Origin of the sequence: Lactiplantibacillus paraplantarum (assembly GCF_003641145.1) — a bacterium.
GTDB lineage: Bacteria > Bacillota > Bacilli > Lactobacillales > Lactobacillaceae > Lactiplantibacillus > Lactiplantibacillus paraplantarum.
The window spans coordinates 2,294,439-2,317,382 of sequence record NZ_CP032744.1; the positions used below are offsets into that span (position 1 = coordinate 2,294,439).

General features: G+C 43.4%; 24 protein-coding genes. 8 read left to right on the forward strand and 16 right to left on the reverse strand.

Features of this window, described 5'->3' with window-relative positions; genetic code table 11:
* Window positions 1-421 precede the first annotated feature (421 nt).
* Both LP667_RS11410 and LP667_RS11415 read right to left on the reverse strand, forming a co-directional pair.
* Window positions 422-721, reverse strand: coding sequence for a hypothetical protein (locus LP667_RS11410; protein ID WP_021732759.1), 300 nt, complete (start codon window positions 719-721; stop codon window positions 422-424).
* A gap of 289 nt (window positions 722-1,010) precedes the next feature.
* Complete coding sequence (locus tag LP667_RS11415; protein WP_021732760.1) at window positions 1,011-1,679, reverse strand: hypothetical protein; 669 nt, start codon at window positions 1,677-1,679, stop codon at window positions 1,011-1,013.
* Between the two features lie 232 nt (window positions 1,680-1,911).
* On the opposite strand from LP667_RS11415, the gene LP667_RS11420 reads away from it, so the two are divergent.
* Window positions 1,912-2,418, forward strand: a complete 507-nt coding sequence (locus LP667_RS11420) for a DUF2798 domain-containing protein (protein ID WP_021732761.1) — start codon at window positions 1,912-1,914, stop codon at window positions 2,416-2,418.
* 545 nt (window positions 2,419-2,963) lie between these two features.
* Here the strand turns inward: LP667_RS11420 and LP667_RS11425 are convergent.
* The 4 genes from LP667_RS11425 to LP667_RS11440 all read right to left on the reverse strand — a co-directional run bounded on the left by LP667_RS11425 (window position 2,964) and on the right by LP667_RS11440 (window position 7,695).
* Entirely contained in the window at window positions 2,964-3,413 is a 450-nt protein-coding gene (locus LP667_RS11425) for a hypothetical protein (protein WP_021732762.1), read from the reverse strand.
* Between the two features lie 34 nt (window positions 3,414-3,447).
* On the reverse strand, window positions 3,448-3,828 hold the full coding sequence (locus LP667_RS11430) for a hypothetical protein (protein WP_033609678.1): 381 nt from the start codon (window positions 3,826-3,828) through the stop codon (window positions 3,448-3,450).
* A gap of 13 nt (window positions 3,829-3,841) precedes the next feature.
* Entirely contained in the window at window positions 3,842-4,855 is a 1,014-nt protein-coding gene (locus tag LP667_RS11435) for a lipoate--protein ligase (RefSeq protein WP_056988550.1), read from the reverse strand.
* 500 nt (window positions 4,856-5,355) lie between these two features.
* Window positions 5,356-7,695 (reverse strand): SH3 domain-containing protein, encoded by a 2,340-nt coding sequence (locus LP667_RS11440; RefSeq protein WP_033609679.1) that lies wholly within the window; start codon window positions 7,693-7,695, stop codon window positions 5,356-5,358.
* 500 nt (window positions 7,696-8,195) lie between these two features.
* Here LP667_RS11440 and LP667_RS11445 point away from each other — a divergent pair, with 500 nt between their 5' ends.
* Both LP667_RS11445 and LP667_RS11450 read left to right on the forward strand, forming a co-directional pair.
* A complete protein-coding gene (locus LP667_RS11445; RefSeq protein WP_021732767.1) occupies window positions 8,196-8,657 on the forward strand; it encodes a universal stress protein in 462 nt (153 codons plus the stop codon).
* A gap of 83 nt (window positions 8,658-8,740) precedes the next feature.
* Window positions 8,741-9,643, forward strand: a complete 903-nt coding sequence (locus LP667_RS11450; RefSeq protein WP_021732768.1) for an RluA family pseudouridine synthase — start codon at window positions 8,741-8,743, stop codon at window positions 9,641-9,643.
* Between the two features lie 52 nt (window positions 9,644-9,695).
* On the opposite strand, the gene LP667_RS11455 is transcribed toward LP667_RS11450, so the two are convergent.
* From LP667_RS11455 to LP667_RS11475, 5 genes are all read right to left on the reverse strand, one after another.
* A complete protein-coding gene (locus LP667_RS11455; protein WP_021732769.1) occupies window positions 9,696-9,896 on the reverse strand; it encodes a DUF2929 family protein in 201 nt (66 codons plus the stop codon).
* Window positions 9,897-10,148: 252 nt separating this feature from the next.
* Entirely contained in the window at window positions 10,149-11,297 is a 1,149-nt protein-coding gene (locus LP667_RS11460) for a glycosyltransferase (RefSeq protein WP_021732770.1), read from the reverse strand.
* 445 nt (window positions 11,298-11,742) lie between these two features.
* On the reverse strand, window positions 11,743-14,109 hold the full coding sequence (locus LP667_RS11465; RefSeq protein WP_021732771.1) for a phosphoketolase family protein: 2,367 nt from the start codon (window positions 14,107-14,109) through the stop codon (window positions 11,743-11,745).
* A gap of 211 nt (window positions 14,110-14,320) precedes the next feature.
* Window positions 14,321-15,169, reverse strand: coding sequence for an alpha/beta hydrolase (locus tag LP667_RS11470; protein WP_021732772.1), 849 nt, complete (start codon window positions 15,167-15,169; stop codon window positions 14,321-14,323).
* A gap of 14 nt (window positions 15,170-15,183) precedes the next feature.
* Window positions 15,184-15,909, reverse strand: a complete 726-nt coding sequence (locus LP667_RS11475) for a GntR family transcriptional regulator (RefSeq protein WP_021732773.1) — start codon at window positions 15,907-15,909, stop codon at window positions 15,184-15,186.
* A 124-nt stretch (window positions 15,910-16,033) separates the two neighbouring features.
* Between LP667_RS11475 and ybaK the strand changes: the two genes are divergently transcribed.
* The 3 genes from ybaK to LP667_RS17075 are packed head-to-tail and all read left to right on the forward strand — an operon-like array spanning window position 16,034 to window position 17,321.
* Window positions 16,034-16,537 carry a Cys-tRNA(Pro) deacylase gene (gene ybaK / locus LP667_RS11480; protein ID WP_003645900.1) on the forward strand — a complete coding sequence of 168 codons (504 nt, stop codon included), beginning with the start codon at window positions 16,034-16,036 and terminating at the stop codon, window positions 16,535-16,537.
* 4 nt (window positions 16,538-16,541) lie between these two features.
* Entirely contained in the window at window positions 16,542-16,847 is a 306-nt protein-coding gene (locus LP667_RS17070; RefSeq protein ID WP_225366492.1) for a hypothetical protein, read from the forward strand.
* 12 nt (window positions 16,848-16,859) lie between these two features.
* Window positions 16,860-17,321 (forward strand): hypothetical protein, encoded by a 462-nt coding sequence (locus LP667_RS17075; RefSeq protein WP_225366491.1) that lies wholly within the window; start codon window positions 16,860-16,862, stop codon window positions 17,319-17,321.
* Window positions 17,322-17,536: 215 nt separating this feature from the next.
* On the opposite strand, the gene LP667_RS11490 is transcribed toward LP667_RS17075, so the two are convergent.
* The 3 genes from LP667_RS11490 to LP667_RS11500 form a co-directional block, all read right to left on the reverse strand.
* Window positions 17,537-18,193 (reverse strand): HD domain-containing protein, encoded by a 657-nt coding sequence (locus tag LP667_RS11490; protein WP_021732775.1) that lies wholly within the window; start codon window positions 18,191-18,193, stop codon window positions 17,537-17,539.
* 9 nt (window positions 18,194-18,202) lie between these two features.
* Window positions 18,203-18,952, reverse strand: coding sequence for a LytR/AlgR family response regulator transcription factor (locus LP667_RS11495; protein WP_021732776.1), 750 nt, complete (start codon window positions 18,950-18,952; stop codon window positions 18,203-18,205).
* Window positions 18,953-19,131: 179 nt separating this feature from the next.
* Window positions 19,132-19,656 carry a DUF1836 domain-containing protein gene (locus LP667_RS11500; protein WP_021732777.1) on the reverse strand — a complete coding sequence of 175 codons (525 nt, stop codon included), beginning with the start codon at window positions 19,654-19,656 and terminating at the stop codon, window positions 19,132-19,134.
* 151 nt (window positions 19,657-19,807) lie between these two features.
* Here LP667_RS11500 and LP667_RS11505 point away from each other — a divergent pair, with 151 nt between their 5' ends.
* On the forward strand, window positions 19,808-20,164 hold the full coding sequence (locus tag LP667_RS11505) for a hypothetical protein (protein WP_021732778.1): 357 nt from the start codon (window positions 19,808-19,810) through the stop codon (window positions 20,162-20,164).
* 149 nt (window positions 20,165-20,313) lie between these two features.
* Here the strand turns inward: LP667_RS11505 and LP667_RS11510 are convergent, their stop codons facing one another.
* Both LP667_RS11510 and LP667_RS11515 read right to left on the reverse strand, forming a co-directional pair.
* Complete coding sequence (locus LP667_RS11510; RefSeq protein WP_056988549.1) at window positions 20,314-20,733, reverse strand: Hsp20/alpha crystallin family protein; 420 nt, start codon at window positions 20,731-20,733, stop codon at window positions 20,314-20,316.
* Window positions 20,734-20,765: 32 nt separating this feature from the next.
* Window positions 20,766-21,107, reverse strand: coding sequence for a hypothetical protein (locus LP667_RS11515; RefSeq protein WP_021732780.1), 342 nt, complete (start codon window positions 21,105-21,107; stop codon window positions 20,766-20,768).
* 238 nt (window positions 21,108-21,345) lie between these two features.
* On the opposite strand from LP667_RS11515, the gene LP667_RS11520 reads away from it, so the two are divergent.
* Complete coding sequence (locus tag LP667_RS11520) at window positions 21,346-22,713, forward strand: hemolysin family protein (RefSeq protein ID WP_021732781.1); 1,368 nt, start codon at window positions 21,346-21,348, stop codon at window positions 22,711-22,713.
* Window positions 22,714-22,944 lie beyond the last annotated feature (231 nt).

Here is a 22,944-nt window from a genome sequence, read left to right on the forward strand (position 1 = left end):
GCTAAACAGTCGTGACTGTGCAAAAGCAGTCACAAAAAAACCGCCATCTCCAAGGGACGCCGGTTGCGTGTTACCACCCAAGTTTAATCACGGGTCACCCCGCCAAACTCATCAAGTTATTTTCTAACTTACTGGAATATCGGCCAGTCCCGCCAGTGCAGCCTTGTAACCGCTGCTGGGCATTCCGAGTTCATCTTCATTGGGCGTAACCTTACCGCTTTACACTCACCACGGCTCCCTGTTAAAGGCGTGACCCAATTACTCTTCTCATCAACATGTTATTTAATGATATTTCCATCTTACTCTCATAATAAAATTCGTGCAAGTCCCAAAATCAACACTAGCCAAATATTAACTAAAAAACGGTCTGCCGACGAAGCGACACACCGATATAAACTGACTAATTGCTCATTAACATTGCTTATCCTAAAAATTTTTGAACGATTGCAAAGTAAACTAAAATCAGAATGCCCAGGCCAAGGGTCTTTAACAGTGCTAACCACTGGCCACCAGCCGTCCGACCCTTAGGACCAAAACAAATGGCAACGCCCCCACAAATAACCGCTAACGTTCCGAGCTCGCGCCCCCAATTAGCATTCAACAAAAAAATGAACGGTCCTACTAAACCACTGACAATGGCAACAATGCCCATAATTTTAAGAATTAACCGGCCTAGCCGCTTATCTTTTTCATCATAAATTTCATGTTTCTCTTTTGCCATAATCCATCCACCAACCTTTATTCGCTACAATCTAGTATGCCGTATTTTACCCTAATGAGCAAGAAGGCGGTTACAGATTTAACATTACCCGGTGAACGTTTGCTATTTAATGATTCATTATTAAAGTTAAGCTGTTGTATAGTCAAGCAAGCTTGGGGCTCAACGGCTTGCTTTCCGGCCAATTACTAGTGCTGATCACAATCAAAAATTAAGTGTTCAAAATATAAAAATTATGAACACTTAACTGGTAATACTTATTATCATCCGTTTTGACAATTATTCTTGTTAATTATGGTTGTGTTGCAACGACTTGCCAAACATCACCCTGCGCTAATTGTTGTTGTTCTAATTGTCCTTGGGCATTCACGCGAAAACGACCGGCTAAATGGGCCACGTCAGTGTTTTGGTTCTCATAAACCTCCACGTAGACTAAGCCACCGTTCTGATATTGATTAAAGACAAAATCTTGTTTCTTAACTGCCGTTTGTTGATAGTCCTTGGCAACCTGCTGCCAAGCCCAATCATTGATTTGACTAGTTGTTAAATGACGTGAATTAACCACCTGACTACTACTCGTCGCCGGCTGTTGGCTAGTCGCAGCCTGACCAGCCGTTGTTGTCGTGCTCGTGCTCGTCCGACCTGAACTAGCCTGTGATTGGTCGGAGGCAGTTACATTGTTATTATCCTGACGACTCGTCGTACTAGTTGTGGCTTGTGATTCGGTAGCAGCATTGGCAACTGTTGACGATGATTTAGTTGCCGCCGACTTAGCCGCGGCTGATTTCTTAGTGGTCGTCGCTGAAGATGACACATCTTTTTTTGCTTTAGTCTTTGACACGACCGACTGAGTTTCACTGACCCGCGACTGGTTAGACTGATGGTCGGCCTCTAAGTAATAGCCGCCCCCCAGCGCAATGATCCCAGCAATCACGGCTGAACTAACTAATATTTTTTTCAAGATAATCAACTCCCCAAAGATTAATTGTCTGATACTAACTACAGCATACGCCATGTTGCCTAACTTTACCAACGTTTACCTGTTTTGGATTTAATTTTAACTATTTGATTAGATTTACATTATCTTGAAATGTAACCGGTTCATAATTTGTCATCAAATTGTTACTTATGTGAACCACCCTTCACATGCTATAGTAATCAACCGATACTAAAACTAGGAGTGTGTTAATAGAATGCCACGTAATTTAAAAGAAGAAGTTGTCTTTACCGCCATCATGGCCGGTCTGATGGTTTTTGTGATGACCGCCTACAACGTTACCCTTGCTCAAGGCTTCAGTAGCGGGTTAGTAATGGCAATCCTCAGTGGCTACCCACTCGGTTTAGTCGTTGCAATCATTTTAGACTTATTGGTCGTGGGACCAATTGCCAAACGATTAGCTTTCAAATATATCATTAATGATTACATGCGCAAACGGGTCGTCCTGATTGGAATTACCATTTCCGTTTTGATGGTCCTTGGCATGGTCACTTGCATGTCCCTCTTCGGGATTGCAGTGGAAGGTGAATTGGCTGGAAGTCACGTCTTAGCGACTTACGGTCACACTTGGATTTTTAACTTGATTGTTGCATTACCACTTCAGCTCATCATTGTCGGCCCAATCGCCCGCGGTGTGCTTGGAAAAATGCAACGCGCAACTGCTAATACCGAATCAGTAGCTGCCATGGATGAAGAAGATTAATATTTTTAGTAATAAATAAACGGGAGGTTGACTGATAGTAGTAATAATCAGTCAACCTCCCGTTTTTATTTGACACAAAAAAACGTGTGTCAGCCATCCGAAAATGGTTAACACACGTTCATCGCGGCGCTGGTAAACCAGCGGGGGTGACACTCCACAATGTCAGTGACCCAAGCACTCTGAAATACGTCAGAGAAACGTGCCCCGCTATCAATATTAGTCACTAGCCGCTCGCGCGGAACCGTTATTGCTAACGATCTGACTCTATCGACTCATCGCATGGACTACCATATCATCTCTAGCCATAAAATGCAAGTCTTGATTGTGGATAACTGAAGCACAGCTAGCAACTACTGCTTGTCATTATTATTAGCACTACTTGCCACTAATAAAAACGACCATCACTAAAAAATTGGGTGTTCCCGTTAACTAGCAACCGGCACACCCAATTCCATTGGTATTTTGATTTTGGCTTGGCTCCAATATCAATTCTTACCTTACCATAGTCATGTAAAGATTCAGTAATTAACTCGTAAAGGTTACGTTTAAGCTTCCGCTGCAGTAATTTGATCTAACCGATCAGTCTGCGCCGTTAGCCAATCCGTTAATAATTTTTCAGCATTAGCTTGATCTGCCAACACATCATCGGCCGTTCCCAATTCATCAATCCGCAAACCAGATGGTAAGGCTTCGGACTCAGCAATCATATAGACGTTGATTGGCATCGTATCATCAGCAGCCGTGACCTTTCCAATTTCAGTTAAATTGGCCAGTGGCAAGTTAATGACACTCGTTTCCAGTCGAAAGCTAATTGCGGGCTCATGCTTGGCCGTTAAAGTCACTTGGGCTAATTGGTTGGCCTTAATCGCGGCCAATAATTTAGCTAGCCATGGCTTGACCTTAGTTGCTAATTGCGCATAGGCGCCCGTTAAACTTGCCTGCGTGATCTTTTCAGCCGTAACATCATCGATAAAATCTTGTACGTTTCGTTGCATAAAACACTATCCCTCATTTATTTATTCAATTTCATTAATTTGCACGCCGCCAGCGAGTCAATAACACTAGCGTATAAAAATTGATTCCCAATCCAATCACACCCATAATCTCTAACAACAGCTTGATTTCCATACCAGCCGTACTCTGATACCCGGACATCAACGCGCTGACTAGTCCCAGACTATAAATCAACACGACGAGCCCTAGAACATAGAAACCCAGCATGCGGTTAATATACACTGCTAGCACGCCCAAAAAATACAACACTAAGGCAATTAACAATCCCTGCCACATTTCAGCCACCGAAATGCTTTTTGATTGTAAGTGAAAATGGCTGGTCGACATCATCCAGTTGACGATACCGTAACAAAAAAAGGATACAAACGCAAATGCAACTAAGCGGGTCAGTTTCAACAAATCACTCCTATTACTGGGCAATTAAGTCAATAATGGCTGGTCGTTCAATTCCAGTGAAATACTGGTTCAAATCAATATCTGCTAGCGCCTTGGCGATGGCTTCATGGTCATACCGCACGCCTTTGAGGGCTGCTTCAATATCCTGAACATTACCACTACCAAAGAAATCACCATAAAATTTAATATTATTAATTAAGCCGTCATCCACTGAGATCCGGACATCAATCGTTCCCATATCAAAATGTTGACGTCGTTTAACTGAGAATTCTGGTGATTTGCCGTAAACCCAGTCCCAATTAGCATAATAGTCTTCGTAAATTTTATCAATAGCTTTTTGTTGTTCAGGAGTGACATGGTACTCCTTGTCTGCAATTTGATCTAACGAATCCACATGAAATAACTCTTTCAGTAATGCGTCTTGGAATTCAGGTACCGTGATATTCTGGTATTCCGGTGCTAAGTATGGTCGCAAGTTCGTCACCCGGCTTCGAACTGATTTGATCCCCTTAGAAGCAATCTTATCAGTTGGTACCGTCAGTGCTTGGGGCACAACGTTCAAGTCAACGTTCAGCATTAACGTCCCATGGGAGAACGTCTTGCCATTGCGTGAATACATCGCATTGCCGGAAAACTTCTTGCCGTCAACTAACAAATCATTACGACCACTGACCGTTGCTGTGGTGGCACCCATATCGTGTAAAGCATCAATAATTGGTTTTGTAAAGGTCTTAAAATCACCAAACTCTTGACTATCACTATCCACTACGAAGCTGAAGCAGAGATTGCCAAGATCTTGATACACCGCCCCACCACCAGAAAGCCGTCGAGTGACAGTAATATGGTGTTCCCGCACGTAGTCTGCATTAATCTCTTCAAGGGTGTTCTGGTTACGACCAACAATGATGCACGGTTCTTCATAGTAGAACAAAACTAATGGTTCATCGAAATCCACGTTATTCATTAAATATTGTTCGGTAGCCAAATTACGGCCAATCTCATGATCTTTCATTGCGACATAGTACATAGTTTTAAAATCTCCTTCAGCTTTAGGTTACTTTAATCATACAGCAAGATGAAAAAAGGACCCACAATGTGAGCCCATTTTTTGGAAGAATCATACAAAAAGTTTGGCGTGGTATTCTTCATACCACCAGATGACTGATTCACTATCCACATCCGTGAACGTTTGATTGGCGGCAATCCGTTCTCCGTGGATATAACCGTGCCATCAATAGATGGAGGTTGGGCCAGTCAGTTATCCGAAATTAGCGGAAACGCTGCTATACTGCACTAGCTATCACTTGACGGGTTTGTTACAACAATTGGGTAACGATTGATACTGACCTGTGACTCTTCCGATAAATTCAATATAGCATATAATGTAAGCGATTGCAAACGCGGATAAAAAACAACCTGATCAGCCGAAGCCGACCAGGTTGCCGCAAAATTAATAGCGGTCGTAATCGCTATCCATTTAACTATTGTCAGTATAAAGCCATTTAAAACTCGGAACAACTAATATGCTTATCCCTTGAGCATGGCAACATAATGGGTGGCACCTGAACGACTGAGATAGCGTAACCAGGTGTAACCTTCAGCCTGAACAGTTCCATTATAATAAACCGTCTCACCCGCATTATATGCGCCAACTACGCTCGATTTCGTGCTTGGTGCAGTACGAATATTAGTCGTCGTTACGAAACGAAAGGCGCCCTGACTATTCGTGACCGGTTTAGATGTCGTGTTCCCGGTTGACGCGTTCCCACTAATAGCGACATAGTGTTGTGCACCTGAATAAGAAAGATACCGCAACCAGGTCTGACCATTAGCCGTTACCTTAGCATTGTAATAAACTGTATCACCAGCATGATAGGTGCCAACACTTGGGGCACTGCCCGCTGGTGTGTTTTTAATCGCCGTTGTCTGGGTAAACCGGTAGCTACCGCTCTGTGGTGTTACTTGGGGCTTGTTGACATTAGTCGCGGTACTCTCGCTACTAATTTGAACATAATGTTGAGCACCCGAATAGGACATGTAACGTAACCAAGTTTGACCATTAGTCGTCACTTTACCATTATAATAGACCGTGTCACCCGCATTATACGTGCCGACCGTCGTAGCACTGGTTGCTGGTGAACTTTTAATCGCCGTTGTTTTAGTAAACCGGTATGAGCCACTAGTGGCAACCACGTCTGGTTTCGCTACAGCGTTAACCTCATCACCACTCGTAGCAACGTAATGTTGCGCGCCAGAATAGGACAAGTAACGCAACCAGGTCACCCCACCAGTTGTGACCTTACCATTATAATAGACCGTGTCACCTGCATTATACGCACCAACAATTTGTGCTGTTTTGCTAGCTGCTGAGCGAATATTAGTCTTCGCTGTAAATTTATAGGCACCACTAGCAGGTGTAACCGTTGCTTGATTATTGTCATTATTAGTGGTTGTCTGGCTGATCATCACGTAACGTGATACCCCAGAGTAAGACTGATAACGTAACCAAGTTGCATTGCCGACCGTCAACTTACCATTGTAGTTCACGGTTTCACCAGCATTGTAAGTTCCAACTACAGCACTGGCTGCGTCTGGCGCATTGTGAATCGTTGTGGTCTTAGTAAATTTATGTGTGCCACTCGTTGCCGTAACGTTTTGATCAGGTTGAACCTGATTGTTATTATTACCGCCACTAGGCTGGCCACTGATTGCTTCTTGATCCCACTCATGCAACTTGTTATATTCAATGATGCTAATCAGTGAACTCGCGTACGTTGGGGCCGTTGCATAACCATCTTGTTGCAAGAGACTAGCAACACGCCGATAATCGGTGACCCCAATTAAATTGCTGTAACGCGGATTGACGACCAAAAAGGCGCCATGATCTTCGACACTCGCTGACCAATTCGGGTACTTCCGAAAAGCGTCTTGAATCGTAATGTATTGTGAGCCATTCCATTCCTGGGTTGGGAAATAGATCGACTGTCCTTGGTAACTGCCCTTAATACCGAACAAATTATTACCTTGAGTTGCTAATTGTGATTTACCCCAACCACTTTCCAAAATCGCCTGTGCGGCTGTCACTGATGGTAAAACTTGATATTTGTTCCAACCAGAGATTGCGCCAGCTTTGATTTGATCCAAGAAAACTTCTTGACTAGTGGCCGCCTTGGTCGAACGCGTTGTCATCACCGATGAACGAACCGCATCAGCTGCCACTGTCGTCTCAATCTGTGGCGACACCTTAGCAGCAACGGCCCGCTTAGTATCTTGCGCTGATGCTGATGATTGCGCAGTCGACTTAGCGGCTTCACTAGCGACTGCTGAAGCGGGCTTGTCCGTAGTCACAGCTTGCTTGGCTTGACTTGTCGCCTCACTGGCCTTAGCTGACTCAGCACTAGCACTCTGACTCGCCTGACTCGCAACTTCACCAGTCTTAGCCGTCTTATCAAGTTGTTCGACCGCACTAGTCGTCGTAGCCGCCGTAGCACTGGCCGCGGTATCATCATTAGTGGCTTCACTGGCAGATACCTGACTTTGCAGTGCTGTACTGTCAGTTTTAGATTCCTGACTCGTTGCTGCGCTAGCTGCCCGCACTGTCACGCGGCTCGTAACGCTAGTAGCATTAGTTTGATTATCCGCTGAATCGGTATTACTGGCAGTCGCTTGATCAGTGGCACTGGTAGCCGTCTGACTGCCTGCACTCAGCGTGACCTGACTAGCAGCAGAGGCCGTACTACTCCCCTTAGTCGCAGCTGCTGGTTTACGATCTGCTGTTGCCGTATCAGCTTTACCGCTCAACATTGGTAATAAAGCGGTACTCAACAATAATGAAGTTACTACTTTTTTTGTCATTCCTATTTTCAATTTAAAATCCCCAAACTTTCCGTGAGTTAGCTGTTAACACAACCGATTGATTTCCCTTGTGAAACCTGCTATTACAGAATAATATTAGCATGTCACTGGCCCACATTCAATCTTGATTGCTTCCAATTATTTTATTCATATCGATTGATTGACACCGTTATCATTTTGAATTATTAACCAATTACCAGGTGGTTATTATGACTAAAGTTAGCAATTGTCTCAAACCCCTGTAGTTATTAGCCTCGCCTTGAATACGTCTGTTTTCAAATACTGAAAACTAATCAAAAATGACTGACGAACAGCTTGACCTCAGTGATGACCATTATTTTTTTAAATGTACATGTTAGCAAAAAAATTTGTGCTTTTTATCTACTATTAAAATAATTATCCTTACCAACTTAAATTAGTTCCTGCATCAATCGGTTTAAAATACTTACATCATTGAAAATTAATGCTAAAATATAGATATTAACTAGCCATATCAAACGGGGGTAACCATTATGTTACAACAATATCAAAATATCTTGGTACCAGTTGATGGCTCCAAGGCCACCGATGAAGTTCTTCGTCGGGGCATCGAAGTCGCTAAGCGTAACAAGACACATCTCGACATTTTAAACGTGTTGGAAGTTAACCAATTCAGTGACACGTATGGCGGCGCGGTCAGTGGTGACGTGATCTACAAGTTATCAGAAGATGTTCAAAAACGTTTAGGTGAACTCAAGCAACAAGTCCTTGACGCTGGCGTCACCGATGTCGATGTTCACGTTCGTTTTGGTAATCCTAAAACAGTCATTGCTCGTGAATTTCCCGCTGACCATCACAACGAATTAATTATGATTGGTTCAACTGGCTTATCCGCCGTTGAGCGTTTAATGGTTGGTTCCGTCACAACTTATGTCAGTCGCAATGCAATTTGTGATGTCCTAATTGTTAAACCGGCAGCCAAAAAAGAAGACTAATAAAAAAGTCTGGATACGTTCCAGACTTTTTTAGTGGCTTCCGTGCGTTGCCTCGTCTTCCCCGTTATAAAGGAGCTTCATTCATGACCTGGACTTATCAACTTACCATCCCGCCTAGTTTGAATCAACAGTCGATTCGGACTTGTCTTCAGACTTGGCTGATTCCCAAGCGTATTCAGGGCCAGTTACGCCAAACGCGTCGAATCCAACTGAACGGTGCACCAACGTCGATTGCACAAGTCGTTACTACTGGTGATTGCCTGACGTTAACGTTTATCCCCAGTGACTTTCGGACCCCGACCTCGAACTATATTGCGATTGCCACGGCCCCAGCCACGATTTTATATCAAAGCAGCGATCTGTTAGTCGTCGATAAACCCGCTGGCGTGAAATCGCATCCTAATCAACCGGGTGAAACTGGATCAATTTTAAACGACCTAGCAGCCACACTCCAGCCAACTCAACAAGCCCCGTACATGGTTCACCGATTAGATCAAATGACCTCTGGTGCGATGCTAGTCGCATTGAACCCGGTTGTCGTCCCGATCCTGGACCGTTTAATCAGCGATAAGCAAATTCGCCGGACTTATTATGCTTGGGTACGTGGTCACTTTGCCGCGCCAACCGGGCATTTCACTGCACCAATCGGTCACGATGCTACCGACAAACGCAAACGCTGGGTCAACACGGCCGATGCACAACCAGCACTCACCGACTACCAAGTATGTGCAACCACCGCCCATCAGAGTTTAGTTAAACTGACCTTGCATACTGGCCGCACCCATCAGCTACGGGTCCACTTGGCCGCCAGTGACCACCCGATTATCGGTGATCCACTTTACGACTCGCAAGCGGAGTCGGCGCCCCGGCTGATGCTCCATGCCCAATTATTGGATTTGCAACTTCCGTTTAGCACCACACGGGTGACGGTACCGGCCCCACTGCCAGCGGTGTTTCAATCGCCAGCTACAATTGATGGGTATTAAGTATGCCAAAAAGATGATCCGCTTTTTAGATCAAGCAGACCATCTTTTTTGACTATTTTTCATTTACCAATATCAACAGCCCACTCATCACCGCCAAAACAACGCCCACTGCCATGCCCTTGAGCGGCTCACGAACAATTGGGGTCGCGGTCAAAGCTTCGACCATGGCACCACCTAAATATGTTACTACGAGACCCAGTACGGCGCCCCAAAAGATTGTGACTAGTAAACTAGCCAGCCACGTTGTCTTCATTGATAGCTCCTCCAATATGGTCAGGTCATGCCGGACCTTTTGATTGAGTGTATCAAAGCAACTGAGTGTTTGCAAATTAATTTATTACAACTATAACTTATATTTAATAAATCAGTAACCATCATACTTCACTAATTGAGGCTCATAGACGATTAATCTTCTATAAAACCATTGATGTTAGCATAAAAATCGCTCAACACCCCTATTCGAATACTAGGTGTTGAGCGATTAACTGATCCGACATCTAACCAATTACTGTCCCTCATTACTCCAATCTGCGTACCAATTCGATTCAACGACTGTTTGGGGCACGTACTGACGAGTCAATAATGCCAACCACTGCCGGACAATTTTACTTAGCGTAAAGTCACGACTGCGTTGTCGCGCCCGCATCGCATAAATCTCTCGCTGTTGCTGATCGGCTAATAGCGGTAGCAAACCATTTATCAACTGATTAACATCTCGTGCTGGTGTCAGAACACCATGCCGCCCCGCCTGTAAATACTCAGCTGAACCTGTATTCCACATCGAAATAATCGGTAACCCCATGGTCATCGCCTCGCCCATGACTAGTGGCATACCTTCCCAACGCGACGTCATCATGAAGACACTGGCGCGTTGATAATGTTGTCTTAACTCTGTATCCTTCAATGCCCCCCGATAAATAATCCGACCACGAACACCGAGTTCATCCATCAAGCGGTAAAACGTCGTCATCTGAGCTTGCGGACCAGAACCCGCCACTGCTATTTGCCAGTCGTCCGGTAGCGCTCGCGCAACAGTTAATAAGTAGTCTAAGCCCTTATGTTGCATATCAATGCGCCCCGTATAGGCAATGACATGTTGCGCCAGATCCGCACGTTGCCCCCGCGCCTGCATTGTCGGTGGATTATAAATCTTAACCGTATGCGAGTTAAACCGCGAATACCCTTCCCAATCATAGTCCGTTAATGTCACTACCGTATCGGCTGCCAGCAGTCCGGCGACGAGTTCATCTTGCATCTGAACATAATATTGATTCAAATACACATCAATATTATTATGCATCCAGGCAATCACATTAATCCGTGGCAATTGCCGTTTAATTGCTGGTGCAAAGCTCGTTAGCAACCCTCCTGGTAAGATGATTGCATCATACGCCCCCGTCTCTAAAGTAGCTAATAAGTCTGCTAATTGGGACGCATATACAGTTAACGGTGCCGCACCAAAATAATTTAACACAGCATTACTAGCCGGCCGCCGCGCAGTAATTAACGGCGCGTTCAATTCATAAAAAGCTCGGGGTTGGGCCAGCGAATAGAAGGCAACGTCTGCTTGTGACGTCAACGCATTGCCCAGTACGGTCGTTGCGCGCTTGACGCCATCCATTACTAAATTCTCAACTGCTAGTAAAATTTTCATTCGCATCGTTGACTGGTTATGATCCGACCAGTCGCTCCTTTCCACGTAAGTTCGGTTCATGGAACCGGAATTGATGATATGTGCCCATTTATCAGCCCATTCATCTCTGACTAACCGCTATTACCATCACTAATGCCAATTCGGGATAGCGTTATTATAACAGGAATAATTAAAAAGCGATTAAAATATGCTTAGTATACGTATATTAACTATTCTTAGGGTGACTTGTGATTACCACACATAATTATTCTTAACTTGCCATGGCTAGTATCAGAACGTCTCAAACTACTTTTCCGTTTAAATTAAGGCGCATTCAAAAAATGGTTATCCTAAATTCAATGGTTATTTATTGACTATTTGAATAGCTTGGTGTACACAAAAATAGCGTTGCTACTGGAGGCACAGGCCAGTAGCAACGCTATTTTCAAATTAAGATTTTAACTGCTTATTTTAAACCCTTCCATTGCCAATCATTAACTTCTGGCAAATCGGTTCCGGCATCCCGAATGTATGCATTGTGTTTAGCAAGCATGTTATCCATGGATTGAACAAAGGCCGCACCGGTGTTTTCCATTGCTGGTTGCGCCGCAATCGCCGTCTTAGCTAAGTCGAAACGATCCATTTGGTTCATGACCCGTACGTCGAATGGTGTGGTAATATCACCATTTTCACGGTAACCGTGGACGTATAAGTTATGGTTGTGACGATCGAAGAAGATGTCACGAACTAAATCTTCGTAACCGTGGAAAGCAAAGACCACTGGTTTGTCCTTAGTAAAGTAATGGTCAAATTCAGCATCTGACAAGCCCCGTGGATCCTTTTCAGGACTACGCAACTTCAAGATGTCGACCACGTTCACGAAACGAATCTTCATCTCTGGGAAACTGTCGTGTAGTAATTGGATGGCAGCCAACGTTTCAAGCGTTGGTTCCGTCCCAGCAGCTGCAAAGACGATGTCTGGTTCGCTACCTTGATCCGTGCTTGCCCAGTCAATGATACCAAGACCATTGTCAACTAATTGTTTAGCTTCTTCAATGCTGAACCATTGTTGACGTGGGTGTTTTGACGTAACCACGTAGTTGATCTTTTCTTGGCTCCGGAAAATGACGTCACCGACAGCTAATAACGTGTTGGCATCGGCTGGTAAATATTCGCGAATGTATTCTGGTTTCTTTTCGGCCAAATGAGTCAACGCACCTGGATCTTGGTGGGTGTAACCATTATGGTCTTGTTGGAATACAGTTGAAGCCGCGATAATGTTAAGTGATGGGTACTTTTTACGCCAATCAAGTTCATTGGCTTTACGTAACCACTTGAAGTGTTGCGTCAACATTGAGTCCACAACGCGTAGGAAGGCTTCATAACTGGCAAATAACCCATGACGTCCAGTTAAGACGTAACCTTCTAACCAACCTTCAGCTTGGTGTTCAGATAACTGAGCATCTAAGACCCGGCCAGCTGGAGCTTCATATTGGTCACTATCTGGATGAATGTCTTCCATCCATTGACGATTAGTGGTTTCGAAGACACCATATAAGCGGTTAGACATGGTTTCATCAGGTCCGAACAACCGGAAGTTATCAGGATTCTTCTTGATGACATCCCGCAAATAGTCTGACCAAACAAGCATATCTTGCTTAACATTCGCGCCTTCCTTGGACGTATCGACCGCATAATCCCGGAAGTTTGGTAAGTTCAAGGCTTTCGGATCAACCCCACCATTGGTGATTGGGTTAGCTGCCATCCGACTGTCCCCAGTAGGAATAATTTCTTTAATATCATCCTTCAAAGAACCATCTTCATTGAAGAGTTCCTTTGGTTGATATGATTCAAGCCAATCAACTAAAGCGTCCGCATGTTCCATGTCATTTTGATCAACAGGAATCGGAATTTGATGGGCCCGGAATGAACCTTCAATCTTATCGCCGTCCCATGACTTAGGACCAGTCCAGCCCTTAGGTGCACGGAAAACGATCATTGGCCATACTGGCAACGTCGCATCGTCATTTTCACGAGCATGCTTCTGGATTGCCTTGATCTTTTCAACGGCTTCATCCATGGCTTTAGCTAAGACTGGGTGAACCTTTTCAGGATCGTCACCTTCAACGAAGATTGGTTCCCAGTTCATGCTTTCGAAGTATTCCTTAATCTTAGCATCAGAAGTCCGACCAAAAATCGTTGGGTTAGAAATCTTAAAACCATTTAAGTTCAAGATTGGTAACACTGCCCCGTCATTGATTGGGTTAATGAACTTCGTTGATTGCCATGAAGTTGCTAATGGACCCGTTTCGGATTCCCCATCACCAACAACGACCGCTGCAATTTCGTCAGGATTGTCAAGAATTGCCCCAACCCCGTGTGAAATTGAGTAACCTAGTTCGCCACCTTCGTGGATTGAACCAGGTGTTTCAGGTGCCGCATGGGAAGCAACCCCACCTGGGAATGAGAATTGCTTGAAGAGTTTCTGCATTCCTTCAACATCCTGCGTAATTTCTGGATAAATATCGGTGTAAGTACCGTCAAGATAAGAGTTTGAAACCATCACTTGACCACCATGACCTGGACCTTCAACGTAGAACATCTTCAAACCGTACTTGTTAATAACCCGGTTAAGGTGCGCGTAGATAAAGTTTTGACCGGCAATCGTCCCCCAGTGACCAATTGGATGAACCTTAACGTCACTGGCCTTCAATGGCTGTTGTAATAATGGATTATCTTTTAAATAAAGTTGCCCAACTGATAAGTAGTTGGCTGCCCGCCAGTACTTATCAACTTTTTGCAAATATGCTGGTGATGAGTAATCTGTTGTCATTTCAAAACACTCCTTAATTTGCTTTTCACTTGAACGTTAACAGTCTAAATGTTTTCGTTTACAAGTTCTATTTTAACAACTCATTTTAAAAAATCAACCTTTTTGTTAATTGGGACGGTCCAATTTTGTAAAACGAAATAAAAAAACGAGGCTGATCCCTTGGGACACCTCGTTTTTTTATTAAAATATTTTTTTGTGAGTTGTACTGATATTAGTTTGCTTTGATATGCCCAGAATTGACTCCAGCACCTTGATTCGTTAACGGCAACCAGTTCAGCGCTTTTAATAGATAACGATCCCAAAAATCCCATTCATGGGCCCCAGAACCAATTAGATACTCATGTGGCACCCGTTGTGTCGTCAAGAATTGGTCAAATTCATCGTTCACTGGCTTCAAGCCATCACGATCACCAATAGCCATGAAAATTGCAGGTAACTCGACGTGGGCCGTCAACAATTGTGTAACCAGTACTTGTGGATTCAACGCTGAACGTCCCGCAGCCGCTAAGTCCGGGCCGAATACTCCGTGCTGATACGCCGCCGTTTCGGCAAACCACTGGGGTGCTTGCGGCAATATTTCCATACCCGGCCGCACATTCAGCCCGGCTGACAAACTCACGATTGCGCCAAAAGTGTCGTGAAATTTTAACCCGTTATACAGCGCACCGTAACCACCCATCGACAAACCACCAATGAAAGTGTGCCGACGATGATGCGATAATGGAAATGTTCGCCGGGTGAAATCAACTAATTCTTGGCCAACAAACTGACTATACGCTTCTCCTGTCCAAGGATGATCGGTGTAAAAGCTATTTTCACCAGCCGGCATTACGACCGCTAGATTACGTTCATCCGCCCATCGCTGAATCCGCGTTCCACTGATCCAATCAATCTCACTACCTAAAATGCCATGTAACAAATACAAAGTTGCAAACGGCCCCTGGACGGGTTGCGGTCTGCCCTGCTCATCTGGAACTAATTTATCCGTTGGCAGACATACAATCAGTGGAACCGTCCGGTGTAAACTGGCCGCCATAAAATTAATCCGAATCAATGCCATTGCTATTCCAGCTCCTAACTATTCGTCGAAACAAACGTCGTATACTTCATATACTGATAATGAAGCCGCATATTAGAAACTTCGAAGGGGGTCCCATCATCTAAGAAGAAGATTCCACTCATTAGTCCCACTGGCTCATTAGGTTGCAAGTGCAACAGTTCCTGATCATTCGTATTCGATGCATCCGCCGCAATTGATAGAAACGACTTAGTCACGGCCGCATGCAATGTTTCCTGTACATAATTAAAGATTGAACCACTGACCACTTGCCGATTCAACTGCGGCACAAGCTTGATTGGAATGTAGCCACTCTCAATCATGAAGGGCTGATCATCAAGTAATCGCAGTCGTTTGATTTCATAAACAAACTCGTCAGCCGTTAAAAATAAGTCTTGTTGCAACTCTTGACTTGCAGGAATGACGCGAAAGTCTAATAATTGAATACTGGGTTGAGCACCCTCAGTATTTAAACTATCCGTAATTCCTAAATTTGTGCCCTCGTACTTAAATGAAGATTGATTTTTAAGATATAATGGATTAATGAACGTTCCCGAACCCCGCTTCTTGAAAATCAAGCCTTTACTGGCCAGTACATTGAGTGCCCGCTTAATTGAACTGCGGCTCACCTGATACTGTTCGCTAAGACTCCGTTCATCTGGAAGCTTCTTATCAACAAATTCATTCGCCATGATGCGCTTATTAAGATCGGTGATGACTTGTTGATACACTAAGTCAGCCATTGTAATCCCTCCTTTGAGGTTATTTCGTACCTTCAGTATAGCAGAATTATTAGCGTTTGGGTGAATTGTTCCGGTCCATTTATAAAATTGGACCGTATTTTTAATAAATGTGAGGTTAACTAAAATGTCTAAAAAGAAGAAAAAAGATCAATTAGGTAAAACACTTGTCGAAAAGATTCTGGATAAGGCCAACATTAGCTACCAACAATACGAGTTTCCAACCGAAACGGAAGGTGATGTCCAACAGTTGCAGGTCGATCACCTCGGTGTTGACGAGCATCATATCTACAAAACCTTAGCGTTAATTGGTAACAAGACCGGCCCCATCGTTGGTGTCCTGCCGTTAGATGAACACCTGAGCTACAAAAAATTAGCCAAGCTATCGGGCAATAAAAAGGTCGGCATGATTCCATTAAAAGACTTGGAGCGGACGACTGGTTATCAACATGGTGCGAATACCCCCGTCGGCATTTGGGAGACTAAGAAATTCCCAATCTATCTTGACGAAACGGCTAAGCAACAAGGCAAAATTCTGGTATCTTCCGGTAAAATCGGTCGTTCGATTGAAATTGACGCTGATGATTTACGCAAACTTGTTCACGGCACTTTTGGCCCAATAACGGAGTAATCTTGTGGAAAACTTGATCAAGAATAACAGTATTGTCCTGCTGATTATCATCGGCCTACCAGGACTCTTTGCTTGGTTACTAACGAGCGTCAACCGGCAAACTAAAGCAAATCTGGTCAACCATTATGGAATCAACAGTCAAGTCTACTGTGGCTTTTTAGGTATCATCATCCACGAACTCAGTCATTTAGTATTAGCACTAATTTTTCGGCATGGTATTCAATCCGTCAGGCTGCTCAAACGACCGCACCTCCATCCAGAGAATGAGACAGCGGACGATTTAGCATTGGGCTACGTTAACCATACTTGAAATCGACACAGCTTGTATCAAGTCATCGGTAATTTGTTCATTGGTGTAGCGCCAATTTTTGGATGTACCGCAGCGCTCCTTGGGCTAGATTGGTTCCTAGCTCCTGGCCTTTTTCAAGCAATTTTCAAATTAGCCGACACTCCTGGACAGCCGCAATGGACGGCTAGCTGGCAAGCTTTAACGAGTACATCGACAAGCTGGTGGCAACTGCTATTATTACTAATATTGACCGTTACCATTGTGATTGGCGGCTTTGATCTGAGTCCCGCTGATTACCAAAATAGTGCGATTGGATTATATAGTACCGTGGGCATTGTGCTTGTACTGACGACGTTGTTAACTTTAATTGGTATTACTAATTGGATTCACACGCTAGTTACTTGGGGACTAATGGTAGCCATCATTTTAGGCTACTCACTACTCGTGTCACTTGTCGTCATGCTGATAACCCATCTCTTAACAAATCGTGCCTAGCACTGGCTTCCTCGCCGTCAACTAATTAACATCAAATTATTTGAGTCAGCGCCGCAAGTTAAACTCGATTTCAGAAATTAAGATTGGATCAAATAGAAAGGGACGTTTCAAGAATTGACGATGAATTCTTGAAACGTCCCTTTCTATAGTGATCAGCCAAAATATCGGCGGCAATACCTAATTTTAACGGTATCAATCGAAGTTGTCACCAATGCTCACGCTTCGTCATCCGCCGTCCACTCAGCTTTAAACTGATCGACAAATTGGTGCATCACCGTCGTTCGGTGCGCTGCTAAGGTCTTGGCAGACGCCGTATTCATTAGATCTGCTAACTTGAATAGTTTTTCATAAAAATGATTGATGGCCGTCCCGGGCTGATTGCGATATTGATCGCGCGTCAACTGTTCACGAGGCGCAATCGTTGGATCATAGATTTTCTCGCCGACGTGTCCTGAATAATAAAGCGCCCGTGCAATTCCAATGGCGCCAATTGCATCCAATCGGTCTGCATCCTGAACGATTTGACCTTCCAGACTCAATTTTTGCACTCCGTTGAAGGATTTACTAAATGACATGTGGTCAATAATATCAAAAATCGCCGCCTGATCGGCCGGTGTGACGTGCAGACTAGTCAACTGATTAGCCAAATCTTGATGGGCCTTAATCGGGTCTGCCATTAACTTATCATCGATCACATCATGTAGCCATGCGGCCGCCAAGGTCAAATTCAAGTTAGCCCCCTCAGCTTGTGCAAGGCGTCGTGCCAAGCGGTTGACCCGCTGTAAATGATCGCTACCATGGCCACTGTGATCCTGGGCGAGTTGCCGCAAAGCGTAAGTTTGAATTGCTCTTAATTGCCCCTCCGTTATCATGCTCTCATCCTATTCCTGTATTTGATAATATGCCCGTAATTTCTTGATAGTCCCCCGACTGAAGGTCAGGTGATCCCGGTTGTCCATGCTAATGATTCCCTTATTAAAGTCAACCGTAATGACATGATCAAGATTCAGGGCATAACTTTGAAACTCATTGAAAAATTGCATTGCTGTAAGTTGTTCTTTAATCGTGTTTAAATTCTTATGTACGACATAGGACTGGGTTGTCGTAACAATTCGTGTTGTCCGTAACCCGTGTTCCTTCTCACAGTAAATAATATCTTTGAGCTTCAATGTTAATAATAACGCGCCACTTCGTAAGGTCAAAGTCGGTTCGACCGATTGTTGTAACGTCACTAACCGTTTTTTGACGACTTGAAGGATCTGTTGTACTTGTGGCACAAATTTTTCTTTATTGAACATATTTGTTTTTGAGATAAACCCAGTGGGCGTCGTCATCGCATTCAACGTATCCGGCATCATATCATCCCGCACCGTCACATAGACGACAAAACCATCAGGATCATAATCACGAATTTTTGAGGCCAATTGAATGCCATTAATTTCACGCTGTAAAACAATATCTAAAAAATAAAGATTTGGTCCGCCACCCTTTTTCACCGCTGCTAACACGTCAGTTGGCTGCCACGCCGAGACTAGCTCATAATTAAAATGCAATGCCTCGAGCTGCGCCGTAATGATGTCATTTAGCCAGAGACGTTGCTGTTCTTGATCGTCACTGATAAACACCTTCATATCAATCACTCTTCCCAATGTAAAGCAAATTAACAAACCAACCACCCAATCAATTTACTTTACGCCCAATTTAAATTGTTTACAATCAGTTTATATCATACTAAAGCCCCACCATTACAGCAACCAAAAAAACACAAGTAGCCCAAATAATTAGCATCATGGGCCACTCGCGTTAGTCTTTACTTTTCAATTTGTTGCGGTTTGGTCTGTGCTTGGTTGAGCCGTAACAACTCGTCCGTCCGTAGTTTATTAACAATTAGCTGGGCCGCCGCCGTAGTTAGACTATGGCTGAGGTCCTGGTCGGAAACTGTAATCGGATCATCAGGATGATGGAGCTGGTTTGTTAGTACCGTGATAAAATTATCATAAGCCCGCTTAGGATAACCCGTGGCGGTTACTTGATCAATCCCCTGCCGAATTTTGTCCAATGGATAACTTGGTTTCAGCAAACTAATCACGATAATATCAGCCAACTGCATAATTTGATATTTTTTCTTTACTGGCGACAAGATTACTTTGTGTTTAACATAATTATTAATCATCGCAGCAGTAACTGGATCGGCACCTAATGGCTGCAACGTCTCATTGATTAACAGTAGCACCTGATCCATATATAAATCAAAATTTGGTAATTCGGTCCATTTAGGCAAGATTACTTTTCCCATCCGAACCTGCCAGTCGGCGTAAGTCTCATTAGCTGCCATTATGTTGCCTCCTCTGGTAAATTGATTACATTAATTATACCTAGATTAACTAGTCTTGTAAACTAGATGACATTGTAAATCACATTAATTTCTGAATATGTTATCATTTATGAGTTAATGCAAAATACAAATGAAAAGTAGGTTATGTTGTATGTATGAAATGACTAAGAAACTCCGCGTCGGTGATGATGTCAAGGAGCTGATTCCACAAGCCGTGATTGCTGGGCTTTGGGACCGACTTAAAGCAATGCGGAAAGAAAAATTATTGATTGATAGTACGATAGCAATCATGTTCAGTGATGATTATGAAGATAACAAAATTTTCTTCATGACCCTTCAAAAAGCCGGCTCATTCGCTAATGAATACGAAATGGCCTATGACGGGCCCAAAGACTTCCTCGGTCACGGGACCATCGTCATTATTAAGGACCGCCCCCGCACTATTCAAATGAGTATCTCTGATGCTAACAAAGATGCAGATACGCCAACCGAGGCATCAGCTGATTAAAAATAAACTGTTATTAAGTCACACCAACCAACACTAAAATTTGCTTGGTGTAACAAGATAATACTTGGCTTTAAGGTTTAAGTGTTGCCAACACGCTTGTTATCATGGTCCAAAAAGCACCGCCAACACTAGGTTGGCGGTGCTTTTACTTATTGTACTTCAATCTTACCTTCACTGTCCGCAACCGTTTTTGGTAACGTTACGGTCAGCAGTCCAGCTTGATAGTGCGCCTGAATCTGGTTACGGTTCACATTCATCAGAAGGAACTTCCGGGTAAAGTCCGCATCCATTCGTTCGCGATGTAGCATGCGACCATCATCATTACGATCGTCTTGCGACCGATGCGCTCGAATGGTTAGCCACTCGTCAGCATAGTTAACAGTAATGGCTTCCTTATCAAAACCGGGTAATTCGGCCGTCACTGTGTAATCATCATCATGTTCAACCACGTCCGTTTTCATACCGACGTGTGCATTTAAAACGTTCTCCGCTTCCCGGTGAGCCCGCTTTAATAACTTAGTTGGTTTTAGCAAGTCATCTAAATGATGACCTAATAGTTGCTGGCGCATGTCAATAACCTCCGTATCCATTCAATAATTAATTAGTAAGCCTGTTGGTGAATTGCTTCAGCAAGTAAATCTAAGGCATTGTCACGCGTACCAACTTGATCCATATCAAAGATGATTGAATCGATGTCGCCACCCTTGAAATCAAATTGTTCGAAATAAATATACGGATCTTCACCTTCCACTTTAAGGAAAGCGGCTTCAATTTTTTTATCAAAGCCTGCCGCCCAATCCGCATCGTCCATCTGATTAAAATCTGCACGGGTCACGTAACCACGGTCACGAATTAAATCCATCGCTTTTTTGACATCACTATCTTGATAAACCAATTTCTTCGAATCCTCATGAATCTTAGTTTTCGTTTCTACTGGCATCATTAAAGATCTCCCTTTACTTGGTATACCCTTAGTTTAGCACCATTCATTGGAAACGTTAACCATCTTTCTCGTAGCCTTATGATTTCCGCTTAGATTATTGCTAATTCGCCGATTAACCTCGATAGACCAATTAATTAACCGTCACAGAGGCTGACAAAAACGGCGATAAGCCTTATAATAATAGCTACTTCGCGTTATACTTAAATTAACTACTATATATGAAATGAGGAATGTTTCTTTGGACAGTGGCCAGATAATTTTAAATTTAGTCATTATTGTCATTACGTTCTTCGTCGCTGCTTTCTTTGTGGCCTGTGAATTTGCACTCGTTCAGACCCGCCCAAGCGCCCTCGAAGAAGAACAAAAAAAACGGGATAAGCCATCCAAACGGATTGCAACCTCCTTGCACATGGTCCGTAATCTTAATGAGTACCTTTCAACAACCCAAGTAGGGGTCTCATTAGCTGGTATCATTTTAGGTTGGATCGGGGAACAAACAACTGAACACTTTGTGCTTGATTTCTTATCACTATTCAACCTATCCGTCTCAACGGCGGTATTACGTGGGATTAGTATTGTTATTGGGGTCTTCTTACTGACCTACTTAGAAGTGGTGCTAACCGAAATCGTACCTAAAAACATCGCAATCGACATGCCACTCAAAGTGATGGCCGTCATTACGACACCATTACGTTGGTTCCACGTCATGTTCTACCCATTCGTCTGGTTATTGAACGTGTCATCGGCCGGCGTTGTCAAGATGTTAGGTATTCCAGTTGCCAATGAAGATAACGATGTTTATTCACAAGCTGAAATTCTCAACCTATCTCGGAATGCTGTGACTGGTGGTGAACTTGAACGTAACGATTACCTCTATATGGAACGAGCGTTTGAGTTTAATGACAAGATTGCTAAGGACATCATGATCGACCGTACTCAGTTAGTCGTTATCGACATTAATGATACGGTTAAACAAGCCATTCGTGTTTATTTACAGAAACGCTTTAGCCGGTTGCCGGTTGTCGCTAACAATGATAAGGATAAAATCCTTGGTTACGTCTATAATTACGATTTGATCCGTCAAGGTGAAGTTGACGATGATATTCGTGTCAACAAGCTATTACGCAATATCATTACAATTCCTGAAACAACGCCAATTCAGGCCATCCTTCAAAAGATGATCGATAAGCAAACACCAATCGTCGTTGTGGTCGATGAATATGGTGGTACCAGTGGGATCGTTACTGATAAGGATATTTACGAAGAGTTATTCGGGACAGTCAACGATGAAATCGACAATGTTTCTAACGAATACATTGAGAAGCAAGCAAATGGGACTTACCGTATTAGTGGTAAGATGACCATCTACGACTTTGAACGTTATTTCAAAACCGACTTACAAGAATTCGAAGACTCGGACGTCGTTACTTTGACTGGTTATATTTTGGATAATTTTCCGAAAATTCAAGCCGGTGATACAATTCAAATCGGTAACTTCAACTTCAAAGCCCTTGATTTTGAAAATGCCTATATTAATTGGTTTGAAGTCAGTGCTAAGACCGACAGTTTAATTGACGATCATAGTGACAAGCAAGTACAAGACTAAATAATGACTTAGATTAGTTTAGTTAGAAAAGCGTGGACGCACGTTTCGACAATATTGATAAAAAAATTGTGCTCAGTTTCTTAAGAAACTGGGCACAATTAGTTTTGCCCCAAGCGTTTTTAAGTTGTAACACGCATGACACTTAATTGCTCCCAACCAATAACAATCAACCTAATATGTATTGGTTTGATCGCACTGCTTTAAGATGGGCACTCTTAAAATTTTAGTTGG